The sequence below is a fragment of the Tateyamaria sp. Alg231-49 genome (assembly GCF_900143535.1).
In the GTDB taxonomy this organism is placed as follows: domain Bacteria; phylum Pseudomonadota; class Alphaproteobacteria; order Rhodobacterales; family Rhodobacteraceae; genus Tateyamaria.
The window spans coordinates 161439-172889 of record NZ_FRFA01000003.1 but is presented as its reverse complement, the minus strand read 5'-3'; the positions used below and the strand labels follow the sequence as shown (position 1 = coordinate 172889).

Below are 11451 nucleotides of genomic sequence, written 5' to 3'. Positions count from 1 at the left end.
GATGGACCTGAGTTATTCCCCCGAAGAATTGGCTTTTCAGGATGAGTTGCGTCGCTTTTTGCGCGACGAACTGCCGGCGGAAATCGCAGAGAAAGTGCGTCAGGGGCGCGAGTTGGAAAAGGCGGACATGGAGCGCTGGCATGCGATTCTGAACGCCCGCGGGTGGCTGGCCCAGAATTGGCCACGCGCCTTTGGCGGCGCTGAATGGAGTGCTGTGCAGCGCCACATCTACGACGTGGAGGCTGCCGCGGCCGGGGCGCCACGCATTGTGCCCTTTGGTCTGTCGATGCTGGGACCTGTATTGCAAAAATTCGGCTCCAAGGCGCAGCAGGACCATTGGCTGCCGCGCATTCTGGATGGGTCGGACTGGTGGTGTCAGGGCTATTCCGAACCGGGTGCCGGGTCTGATTTGGCCTCTCTGAAAACCCGCGCTGTGCGGGACGGGGACCACTATATTGTCAACGGGCAAAAGACGTGGACGACGCTTGGCCAACACGCCAACATGATCTTCTGCCTCGTGCGGACGGACCCGGAGGTAAAGCAACAGGAAGGGATATCTTTTCTGTTGATCGACATGAACACGCCCGGCGTTGAAGTGCGCCCGATCATCCTGCTGGATGGTAGCCCCGAGGTGAACGAGGTCTGGTTCACGGATGTGCGCGTGCCGGCAGAAAACCTCGTCGGCGAAGAGAACAAGGGCTGGACCTACGCGAAGTATCTGCTGACCCACGAACGCACCGGCCTTGGCGGGATCGGTGCCAGTCAGGCCGCGCTTGCGGCAGTCAAACGGGTTGCACGGGCAGAAACTCACAACGGCAAGCCACTGATGCAGAACCCGCATTTTGCCGCGCGTGTCGCACAGGTGGAAATCGATATGCGGGCTATGGCAACATCGAACCTACGCATCGTATCGCAGGCCGCAGCCGGAGGCGCACCGGGGCTGGAAGCATCCATGCTAAAAGTCAAAGGATCGGTGATCCGTCAGGAAATCAATGACTTGGCGCGCCGCGCAGTGGGCCCATACGCCATGCCATTCGCCTCAGAAGCGGTGGAAGGTGCCAATGATCTGATCCCCGACCCATTGGGCGCTGGCCCGGTGGCGGCGCAGTATTTCAACAATCGCAAACTTTCGATCTTTGGCGGGTCCAACGAAATTCAGCGTGGTATTATCGCTAAGGTTACACTGGGAGGTGGCGCATGAATTTTGTCCTCACCGAAGAACGGAAAATGCTGCAGGATACTCTGCGCCGGTATCTCCGGGACAAATACACCACGTCAGTGCGCAACGACATTTTGAATTCCGAAATGGGTATGTCGGCTGACATCTGGGCGGAACTGGCCGAGCTTGGCGTGCTAGGCGCACTCTTTACCGAAGATCAGGGCGGATATGGCGGCGATGGTTTCGATATCGCGGTGGTGTTTAAGGAACTGGGGCGCGCGGGCGTAGTGGAACCTGTGCTCGACAGCGCATTGATGGGTGGGCGCCTGCTGGCCGCGGCTGGCAAGGCAGACATGGTCGAAGACGTTATTGCGGGCACCCTGCAACTGGCCGTGGCGCATGGCGAACCCGGCGGGCGCTATGATCTGGACTATGTGCTGACGCAGGCGGATGGCGATGCGCTTACAGGGCGCAAGGCCGTTGTGATGAACGCGGAAAGCGCGAACCACCTCATTGTCTCAGCGCGCAATGGGGATGGTATCGCGTTCTACCTCGTGGCCCGCGATGCGCCCGGTGTTGATATTCAGGGCTATCCCTTGTTGGCGGGCGGACGCGCGGCGGAGGTGACCCTGGACAAGGCGCCTGGAATTCCACTTGGCCTGGGTCTGGCAGAATACGAGCGGATCAATGCGCTTGCCCTTGTGGCCATCAGTGCAGAGGCGCTGGGGGCGATGGAAAGTGCCACGGCGCTGACCAAGGATTACCTGATGACACGCAAGCAGTTCGGGCGGCCCATTGGGACGTTCCAAGCGCTTGCGCATCGCATGTCCGATGTGCTGATCGAACTGGAACAGGTACGCAGTGCGGTGATCAATGCTGCCGGGAACCTCGACGCATCTGATCGAGACTTGCACCTGTCAGCGACAAAAAACCTGATTGGCCGTGCAGGTCGGCTCGTCGCCGAAGAAGCGATCCAAATGCATGGCGGTATCGCGATGACGCAAGAATATGAACTCGCGCATATCGCCAAGCGGATCATCATGGCTGACCACCGGTTTGGCGACACGGACTATCATCTGGAGCGGTTTATCGCCCTCTCTGCGGCCTGATCTCAGGCCCAGACGCCTTCGGCTGCGGCACGAATGGCGCGGATGTTGTCTCCGTAAGGTGCAGGGTCGCTGACAGACCCGCCGCGGAACACGGCCGAGCCTGCAACCAGAACATCTGCGCCCGCTTTTGCGACAATCGGGGCCGTGTTCGGATCAACGCCGCCATCAATTTCGATATGGACAGGCCGGTCGCCGATCATACGCCGCAAAGCGGTGATCTTGGTGCTCATGTCGATGAATTTCTGCCCGCCAAAACCGGGGTTGACCGTCATCACGCAGATCAGATCAACCATGTCCATCAGTTCCGAGACAGCCTCTGCCGGTGTGCCAGGGTTGAGCGCGACACCCGCCTTCATGCCTGCGGCTCGGATCGCCTGAAGCGTGCGATGGATGTGCGGACCAGCCTCGACGTGTGCCGTCAGAACGTCGGCTCCCGCCTGTGCAAAGGCGTCGATGTAGGGATCAACTGGTGCGATCATCAGATGCACGTCCATCACACCCTTGATGTGGGGGCGGATGGCGGCGCAGGTCGCGGGCCCAAAGGTAATGTTGGGCACGAAATGCCCGTCCATCACATCAACATGGATCCAGTCAGCGCCCTGTGCTTCAACGGCGGCGCATTCGGCCCCGAAGTTGGCGAAATCGGCGGCGAGGATTGAGGGGGCGATCTTGATGGTGCGATCAAAGGTCATGGGGCAGGCTCCGTGATAACTTGGGCGCGCTATATCTGCCCGATGCTTGTGTGGAAAGGGGCCCTTCGGGGAGGATTTTTTCAAATCAGAGAATTCGGACAGGTGCCATGGGCATCAAAGATGGGCGCTTTCCTGAGTTGCACATTTAATTTGACATTTGAATTAATGAGAACGACTGTGTGTGCTCAGGGAGGAATTTCATGTTTCTGGGGCTTGATCTGGGCACCTCGGGTGTCAAGGCGTTGCTGGTGGATGGCGAGGGCCGTGCGATTGGCAGTGCTGATGCGTCTTATGACGTCTCCAACCCCGCTCAAGGCTGGAGCGAGCAGGACCCCGCAGATTGGACGGCTGGCGTCAGCGCGGCGCTTTCAGAACTGAAATCCGCACATCCTGATGCCTTTGGCGCAGTGCAGGGTCTGGCCTTGTCCGGGCACATGCATGGTGCGGTTCTGGTGGATACTGCGGGCGATGTGTTGCGCCCCTGTATCCTGTGGAACGACACCCGCAGTTTTGAGCAGGCCGCAGATATCGATTCCAATCCGCAGGCGCGGACCATCAGTGGCAACATTGTCTTTCCCGGTTTTACTGCGCCCAAATTGGCGTGGGTTGCGGCGCACGAACCAGATGTTTTTGCCAAAGTCGCCCGCGTCATGCTGCCCAAGGATTACGTGGTGTGGTGGTTGACCGGGCGCTATGTCACCGAGATGTCTGACGCGGCAGGCACAGCATGGCTGGATGTTGGGGCGCGCGGTTGGTCGGAGGACATGATTGCCCTAGGCGGGATGCGCCGCGATCAGATGCCGGATCTGTTAGAAGGCAGCGACGTGGTCGGAGAGGTGCAATCTGCACGCGCGGACCTTGGCCTGCCCAAGACTTGTAAAGTGATCGCAGGCGGGGCCGACAATGCAGTTGCGGCCTGTGGCGTTGGCGCGTTGGGCGAAGGGCAGGGCTTTGTCTCTCTTGGAACATCGGGTGTCGTTCTGGCCGGGCGCGATACTTATGCCCCTTTGCCTGCCAGCGCCGTACACACGTTTTGCCATGCCGTTCCTGCGCGCTGGTACCAGATCGGCGTTGTGCTGGCAGCCACGGACAGCCTCAACTGGCTGTCTCGCGTCACAGGACAATCGGCGCAGGCCCTGTCAGAGGGTGCGGGCGACGTTCTGCTCGCCCCAGGCGCGGTCAAATTCTATCCCTACCTGTCCGGCGAACGCACGCCGCACAATGACGCCCATGTGCGTGGCGGGCTGACTGGACTGGACGTGGCCACTGGCCCTGCCGACCTTACCCAAGCGGTTATGGCAGGTGTGACCTTTGCCTTGCGCGACAGTTTTGAAGCGCTCAAAGCCACCGGGGCCAATCTTCCGTCTGCGCTCGCCATCGGGGGCGGCAGCCGGTCAGACTTGTGGTGCAGCATGCTGGCCACAACCCTGAACATCCCGCTTGAGCGGCCCCAAGAGGGCGCATTTGGCGCCGCCTTGGGCGCGGCGCGCCTCGCCATGTGCGGGATCACCGGCGCCGACCCGGACCAGATCATGACAAAACCGCCCATCGCGGATGTTGTTTCCCCAAACCTTGACCTCATTGCGGCCTATGATGACGCATACCGCGCCTTCGCTGCTGCCTATCCAACTTTGAAAGCCATGCCATGACCTCAGGATTTTTTGACGCCGTTGCCCCCGCCACATTTGAAGGGCCAGACAGCACCAACCCAATGGCGTTTCGCCACTACAACCCTGATGAGATGGTGATGGGCAAACGGATGGAAGATCATCTGCGTTTTGCCGTTGCCTATTGGCATTCCTTCGCGTGGGAAGGGGGCGACCCGTTTGGCGACCAGACGTTCATTCGCCCCTGGCACCCCCAAGACGACATGGGCCGCGCAAAGATGAAGGCGGACGTGGCCTTTGAGATGTTCGAACGCCTCGGGGCCCCTTATTTCTGCTGGCACGACGCGGATGTGCGTCCCGAAGGCGCGAACCTGTCAGAGTCCATCGATCGGTTGAACGAAATCACCGACTACTTTGCGGAAAAGATGGAAGGGGCCAAAGTGGGCTGCCTCTGGGGCACCGCCAACATGTTCAGCCACCGACGCTGGATGTCCGGCGCCTCGACCAACCCGGACCCGGATGTGTTTGCCTATGCCGCCGCGACGGTCAAATCCTGCATGGACGCCACGCAAAAGTTAGGCGGCGAAAACTACGTCCTCTGGGGTGGGCGCGAAGGGTACGAAACCCTGCTGAACACCGACATGGGCCGCGAGCTGGACCATATGGGCGCGTTCCTGAACATGGTGGTCGAGTACAAGCACAAGATTGGGTTCAAGGGACAGATCCTGGTCGAGCCCAAGCCGCAGGAACCGTCCAAGCACCAGTATGACTACGATGCGGCCACTTGCATCGGTTTCCTGCGCAAGTACGGGTTGGAAAACGAGGTGAAGCTGAACCTCGAACAGGGCCACGCGATCCTTGCTGGTCACAGCTTTGAACATGAAATCGCTGTCGCCACGTCCGAAGGTATGCTCGGCTCTATCGATATGAACCGCAACGACTACCAGTCTGGTTGGGATACAGATCAGTTCCCCAACAATGTGCCGGAGGTGGCCTTGTGCTACTACCATATCCTGAAAGCAGGCGGTCTGGGCCTTGGGGGCACAAACTTTGACGCCAAACTGCGCCGCCAGTCTTTGGATGCCGAGGATTTGATAGCAGCCCACGTGGGCGGCATGGACATCTGCGCGCGCGGCCTCAAAGCTGCGGCTGCAATGATCGAAGATGGTGGGCTAGAGGATGCACTTTCTGAACGTTACGCAGGCTGGGACGGAGCCGAGGCGCAAGCGATGCTGAAAAGCGATCTTGCCTCGATCTCCGAACGGGTGCTGGGCGGCGGGATTGAGCCGCAGCCACGCTCTGGACGGCAGGAGATATTGGAGAACTATGTCTCGCGTTTCGTTTAAGGCAGTCGCGTTCGGCCTGATCACCGGCCCGCTTTGGGCGGCTGATTTGCCTTATGAAGAGCCTGTCTTTCCTGACCATCCCAGTGCGCAGATCGAGTTGGGACAACTGCTGTTTTACGATCCCATTCTGTCGGGATCAAAAACGGTCAGCTGCGCCACCTGCCACCACCCCAAGCACGCCACAGGCGATGGGGTGTCCTTGGGCTTGGGCGATGGCGGCAGCGGGCTTGGCCCAGACCGCACTGTGGATGCGGACAACCTGCCCGAACAACGCATTCCACGGAACGCACCACCCTTGTTCAACCTTGGCGCTGCGGAATTCACCGTCTTTTTCCACGACGGACGGTTGGAAGAAGACGCCAACCGCCCTTCCGGCATCCGCACACCGCTTGGCTCAGAAATGGAGGCAGGCTTTGCCTCTGCTTTGTCTGCGCAATCCATGTTTCCGGTCCTGTCTCCGGACGAAATGGCCGGGCATTACGCGGAAAACGATGTCGCTCAGGCCGTGCGGCAGGGGTTGCTCACGGGTGAAGGCGGCGCATGGGATATCCTGTCCAAACGGGTCGAGGTGATCCCGGAGTACCGCACGCGCTTTGACGCGGTGATCGGGACAGAGGCAATTGCCTTCACCGACATCTCCGATGCGCTTGCGGCATTCCTCGATTTCGAATGGCGCGGCGTGGCCAGCCCTTTTGACCTCTACCTGCGCAATGGCACTGAAATGGAGCCCGCCGCGATGCGCGGGATGGACCTGTTTTATGGCAAGGCCGACTGCGCGGCCTGCCATTCCGGCAGGTTCCAGACGGATCACGATTTTCACGCTATCGCGATGCCGCAGATCGGGCCGGGCAAGGCCGCACGGTTTGAAAGCCATGCGCGGGACACCGGCCGGATGCGGGTGACAGGTGATCCGGCGGATGCCTATGCATTTCGCACGCCGCCATTGCGCAACGTGGAGCAAACGGCACCGTACGGACACACGGGGGCCTATGCCACGCTTGAAGGGGTGGTGCGCCATCATCTTGATCCGGTGGCGAGCCTCAGATCCTACGATATCAACGAGGCGATCCTGCCGGGATTAAAAGCCGATGATCTGCGTGTTTTGACCGATCCCGCAGAACTGGCCGCAATCGCCTCTGCCAATGTGCTGGCGCCTCAGTCGCTCAGCGACGGCGAAGTGATGGACATCATCGCTTTCCTCAATGCGCTTACCGATCCGCAAAGCGTGCGTGGTGCACTCGGCGTTCCAGACACGGTGCCTAGCGGGCTACCGATAGATCGTTAGACAATCGCGGCTTTCTTCTCTGATTGAAAAAAACCCTGGGGAGTCCGAAGGACGGGGCAAAGCCCCCAAAAGATGATATCGCCTCAAGGCGTCCGCAGGATCATGCAAAGGCGCCGTACGCCGCGTTCATATTTAGCAATCGGTGTATGAACGGTGCACAGGTTGTGCACAGTCTGTGTAGGCCCCGTGCATCCCCGTTTCACGCCGTTAACCTCTATAAAATAGGGGTTAACGCGGCGCCGGGATCCAGATCATCTATTCATTAACAACCACCACCTGATCGACGCCCACGTCGCGCCAGTCCGACCAGTCTGCGTGGGGCCAGCGCACGCGCAGGCGCACCGTCTCAACATCGCCCAGCCCAAAGTGCTGCGGCCCTGCCACGCCACCGGCATGCCCGCCACCAACCGTGATCTCCCGGGCCTGCACGGACGTGCCGTCATCGACCTCAACCCATGCACCGACGCCGTGCGTATTCGCCCCTGCGCGGCGCAAATCAACGCTCAACCAATGGCCCGTGCCAGTGCTCGCGTTCTGCCAAACCTCGAGCGGGGCGCGGCGATTGACCACCACAAGGTCCAGCAATCCATCCGCATTCAGATCCACCAGCGCTGCCCCGCGCCCGCGATGCACCGAGGCGATACCGGCCACATCACCCGCTTCGACAAAGCGTCCGTCGTCTTGCGACATCAACAGATTATTGGGGTCCTCCATCGCATTACCGGGCATCTGCTGCACATTGCCCTTGGCGATGAACACATCATCGCGCCTGTCATTGTTCACGTCGCCAAAGGCGATATGCCACCCGGTCGATGGGCGGCCATCATCGCCTATATACGGGCGTTGGGCAGCGGTTCCGGTTGCGAAAGGTACGTCAGAAAAGGCGGGCCCGTCCCCGGTTCTGCGCATCAGGCGTTGATCGCCCATTGAACTCAGAAACACCTCGTCCCGTCCATCCCGATCCAGATCGCGCGTGGCGATACCCATGCCCCAAAGCATGTGGCGCGCCCAACCTTCATCTTCGGTGTACAACCTAGGTATTGGTTCCATTGCCCAAAGCTGTTCCTCGCCGTCGCGCACATAGTAGTGGCGGTCGTTGGACACCCGAAGGTCGGCGCGTCCCGTGCGATCCCAATCTGTAAAAAGGATTGATAGCGCACAATGACCAGGGGCAAGGTCTTGGCGGACATAGTCGGAGGCTGTGGGCCGCCAGAGGTGGTTCACATCGCAAGCCTCAAACGGTCCATCCGGGTCCGAACGGTCTACGTAGTGACCAAAGGCAAGAGTGGGCAGAGATTGCCCCTCTTCCCAAGTGGCCGAAAAGGCGGTGGACCAATGATCGCCTGTCTCAAACGCCATGGGTTCAAAATCGCAATTCCCCAAACCCTTCAGAACGGCGTCAGGACCTACGCGCAAAACAACCAGATCAAGCAGGCCGTCATTGTCCATATCGATAGGATAAACCCCAACCGATCCAGTCAGATCGAAAGCTTGCGGCGTGGCCTCTTCAAACTGCACGGCACCTGAGGGCGTCGACGTATTGCGCAGCAAGATCGGTCGGTTGCTGCCCCCTGCCGCCACCAGTTCCGGGCGCGTATCGTCGTCACAGTCGAACACGGCAAGACCACCGCCGACAAAATGTTCCCATCCGCCATCATAAACGTGATGGGGGACTTTGACGGGTTGAAAAAGTGGAGTATCCGCCAAGGCAGATTGGCCCATCAGCACGATGGCACACAAAAGCGGCTTATGCATCCTGCAACGCCTCAACGGCCGTATCCTGCACAAATTCAAGGGCATATGCCGCACCACCCCGCGCCCACATGAAGGCATCCCATTGGTGCACCACAACCTCTGGCGGGAGTTTGTCCACATCGACGATACTCTTGCGCATTTCTTCAATGACGCTGTCGGCATAGAGATGGTCAAACTGCAATTGCTCACCTGCAAGGATCACAAGCTCTGGATCAAAGATATTGACGAGGTTTGCGAGCCCAAGGGCAAACATCTTGCGTGCGCGTTCCAGCACCGTGCGTGCCATCGGATCACCTTCTTTGGCAGCAGTAAGCACGGCGGTCACAGCCTTGGAGGTTTGTGCCATCTGCGCGACATTGCCGACACTATTGGCCTCGCGCACCAGCGCGTAATCCGCCACGTAGGCTTCAAGGCACCCACGTTGGCCACAGCGACACAGGGCGCCGTCCAGATGTACTTTGGTATGGCCAAATTCGGCCCCGCATCCGCGTGTCCCCCGGTAAAGCTGGCCGCCCAGAACCATGCCCATGCCAACACCGCTTTCAATGGTGATGACGATGAAATCCGAATGGTTTTTGCCGATGCCAAATGTCATCTCGGCCATGGCGACCAGGTTTGCATCGTTGTCCACATATGCTGCGATGCCCAGACGCTCACTCAGGACCGTTGCAAAGGGAACGTTGCGCCGATCCAGCGAGGGGGACCAATAGACCAACCCGTTGCCAGCATCGACGATACCGGCCAGACCAACGCCCACACCCGAGATGTCGCACAGGGTACGACCTGCCTTTTCGGCCAGTCGGGTCAGCCCGTCAAAGACCTCTAGTGCTAGCGCTTCGGGCGTATAGTGGCGCGGTGCAATTTCGTGCTCATGCAAAGCCACGTCTGCCCCTTCAAAGTCCATCAGCACCATCGAGATCGAGGTGTCCGATACCTTCAACCCTGCGATCAGATGGGCCTGTCCAGAGATTTTCAAATCAATCCGTGGCCGTCCGCGCGTGGCCTCATCCCCGCTCGAATCACGCGGGACTTCTTCGATCAATCCACCGCGCAAAAGTTCGGCCGTTATGGAGGTTACAGTGGCCCGACTGATTCCCGTTCGGTGTGCCAGATCGATGCGTGGCAGTGGGCCGCGCTGGGAAATCTCGCGCAGAAGCAGCCGCCTGCTCTCCACTTTTTGGTACCGGAAGACCATGAAAACACGCCCTTTTTTCCTCCCGCCCATGGAAAAACCACAGGCCCCTCGGATGGGATGATGGCCGGTTTTTACGAGACTGTCCAATTTAATTTGCTTTTCGAATTTAAACCGCTAACAATGCACCACCGGCCACGCAAACGCATGATGGGCGGTTAATGTCTTTGGGAGGACACTTAATGAAACGACGTAATCTACTTGGCGCCCTCGCGGCTGCCACGATGCTCACCACGCCTGCATTCGCCGACGGACACTCCGTAACGGTTGGTGTCAGCTGGTCCGACTTTCAGGAAGAGCGCTGGAAAACAGACGAAGCTGCAATGCTTGCCGCACTTGAAGCGGAAGGCGCGAAATATCTGTCTGCGGATGCACAGTCTTCGGCGACAAAGCAGCTTGCTGATGTTGAAAGCCTGATCACACAAGGCGTCGACGCCCTGATCATTCTCGCCCAAGACGGCAGCGCCATTGGCCCAGCCCTTGATGCAGCCGAAGCGGCGGGTATTCCGGTCATCGGTTATGACCGCCTCATCGCAGACCCTCGTGCTTTTTACCTCACATTCGACAACGTCGAAGTGGGTCGCATGCAGGCGCGCGAAGTGTTCAAAGCGAAGCCATCAGGCAACTATGTTATGATCAAGGGTTCGCCCACGGATCCTAACTCTGACTTCCTGCGTGGCGGCCAGCAAGAAATTATCGCGGGCGCGATCAAAGCCGGTGATATCACCATCGTGGGTGAAACATACACCGATGGTTGGCAGCCTGCGAACGCGCAGCGCAACATGGAACAGATCCTGACACAGACCAACAACGAAGTTGATGCTGTGATCGTGTCCAACGACGGCATGGCGGGCGGCGTTGTCGCAGCACTTGCCGCTCAAGGTATGGACGGTATTCCGGTGTCCGGCCAGGACGGTGACCATGCCGCTCTGAACCGCGTGGCACTTGGCACCCAAACTGTGTCTGTCTGGAAAGACAGCCGTGACCTGGGTATCAACGCCGGCCGGATTGCCGTCGCTCTGGCGAATGGAACTTCGATGGATGAAATCGAAGGCCAGCGTCCGTTCAAATCCGGTGACGTCACAGTCAACTCGTTGCTGCTGGCACCTCAGCCGATCACTCAGGAGAACCTGAATATCGTGGTTGATGCCAAGTGGATCCCCAAAGACGTTCTGTGCCAAGGCGTCTCGGGCCTTGCAGTCTGCGAATAAGCTGACCTGAACGACCAATAGTCCCATCCGCCATGCGCGGGTGGGGCTTTTTTCATCACCGCACCTGATGTCAGGTGTGACGGGGAGGGGGCACT

Annotated in this window: 9 protein-coding genes; 6 read left to right on the top strand and 3 right to left on the bottom strand. The window is 59.3% G+C overall.

Annotated features, from left to right (window positions below; translation table 11 throughout):
- Window position 1: 1 nt before the first annotated feature.
- On the top strand, window positions 2-1201 hold the full coding sequence (locus DHN60_RS06760) for an acyl-CoA dehydrogenase family protein (RefSeq protein ID WP_108836521.1): 1200 nt from the start codon (window positions 2-4) through the stop codon (window positions 1199-1201).
- Complete coding sequence (locus tag DHN60_RS06755; RefSeq protein WP_108836520.1) at window positions 1198-2268, top strand: acyl-CoA dehydrogenase family protein; 1071 nt, start codon at window positions 1198-1200, stop codon at window positions 2266-2268. Before DHN60_RS06760 ends, DHN60_RS06755 begins: the two co-directional genes overlap by 4 nt.
- Window positions 2269-2270: 2 nt before the next feature.
- Here DHN60_RS06755 and rpe read toward each other — a convergent pair whose 3' ends face one another.
- On the bottom strand, window positions 2271-2960 hold the full coding sequence (rpe, locus tag DHN60_RS06750) for a ribulose-phosphate 3-epimerase (protein ID WP_108836519.1): 690 nt from the start codon (window positions 2958-2960) through the stop codon (window positions 2271-2273).
- A 200-nt stretch (window positions 2961-3160) separates the two neighbouring features.
- Between rpe and xylB the strand changes: the two genes are divergently transcribed.
- The 3 genes from xylB to DHN60_RS06735 are packed head-to-tail and all read left to right on the top strand — an operon-like array spanning window position 3161 to window position 7198.
- On the top strand, window positions 3161-4609 hold the full coding sequence (xylB, locus tag DHN60_RS06745) for a xylulokinase (protein WP_108836518.1): 1449 nt from the start codon (window positions 3161-3163) through the stop codon (window positions 4607-4609).
- Window positions 4606-5913 (top strand): xylose isomerase, encoded by a 1308-nt coding sequence (xylA, locus tag DHN60_RS06740; RefSeq protein WP_108836517.1) that lies wholly within the window; start codon window positions 4606-4608, stop codon window positions 5911-5913. Before xylB ends, xylA begins: the two co-directional genes overlap by 4 nt.
- Complete coding sequence (locus tag DHN60_RS06735; RefSeq protein WP_108836516.1) at window positions 5894-7198, top strand: cytochrome-c peroxidase; 1305 nt, start codon at window positions 5894-5896, stop codon at window positions 7196-7198. Before xylA ends, DHN60_RS06735 begins: the two co-directional genes overlap by 20 nt.
- 255 nt (window positions 7199-7453) lie before the next feature.
- On the opposite strand, the gene DHN60_RS06730 is transcribed toward DHN60_RS06735, so the two are convergent.
- Together DHN60_RS06730 and DHN60_RS06725 are read right to left on the bottom strand one after the other, a co-directional pair.
- On the bottom strand, window positions 7454-8953 hold the full coding sequence (locus DHN60_RS06730; protein ID WP_108836515.1) for a CRTAC1 family protein: 1500 nt from the start codon (window positions 8951-8953) through the stop codon (window positions 7454-7456).
- Entirely contained in the window at window positions 8946-10148 is a 1203-nt protein-coding gene (locus tag DHN60_RS06725) for an ROK family transcriptional regulator (protein ID WP_108836514.1), read from the bottom strand. The genes DHN60_RS06730 and DHN60_RS06725 overlap by 8 nt, the downstream gene beginning before the upstream one ends.
- A gap of 221 nt (window positions 10149-10369) precedes the next feature.
- On the opposite strand from DHN60_RS06725, the gene xylF reads away from it, so the two are divergent.
- Window positions 10370-11356: a D-xylose ABC transporter substrate-binding protein gene (gene xylF / locus DHN60_RS06720; protein ID WP_108836732.1), complete on the top strand. Its 987-nt coding sequence runs from the start codon at window positions 10370-10372 to the stop codon at window positions 11354-11356.
- Window positions 11357-11451: the final 95 nt, after the last annotated feature.

Bases quoted from the DNA above. Each gene is read 5' to 3' on its own strand.
- DHN60_RS06735 (WP_108836516.1), top strand. From the start codon at position 5,894: ATGTCTCGCGTTTCGTTTAAGGCAGTCGCGTTCGGCCTGATCACCGGC.
- DHN60_RS06725 (WP_108836514.1), bottom strand. From the start codon at position 10,148: ATGGTCTTCCGGTACCAAAAAGTGGAGAGCAGGCGGCTGCTTCTGCGC.
- xylF (WP_108836732.1), top strand. From the start codon at position 10,370: ATGCTCACCACGCCTGCATTCGCCGACGGACACTCCGTAACGGTTGGT.
- xylB (WP_108836518.1), top strand. From the start codon at position 3,161: ATGTTTCTGGGGCTTGATCTGGGCACCTCGGGTGTCAAGGCGTTGCTG.
- DHN60_RS06760 (WP_108836521.1), top strand. From the start codon at position 2: ATGGACCTGAGTTATTCCCCCGAAGAATTGGCTTTTCAGGATGAGTTG.
- DHN60_RS06755 (WP_108836520.1), top strand. From the start codon at position 1,198: ATGAATTTTGTCCTCACCGAAGAACGGAAAATGCTGCAGGATACTCTG.
- rpe (WP_108836519.1), bottom strand. From the start codon at position 2,960: ATGACCTTTGATCGCACCATCAAGATCGCCCCCTCAATCCTCGCCGCC.
- xylA (WP_108836517.1), top strand. From the start codon at position 4,606: ATGACCTCAGGATTTTTTGACGCCGTTGCCCCCGCCACATTTGAAGGG.
- DHN60_RS06730 (WP_108836515.1), bottom strand. From the start codon at position 8,953: ATGCATAAGCCGCTTTTGTGTGCCATCGTGCTGATGGGCCAATCTGCC.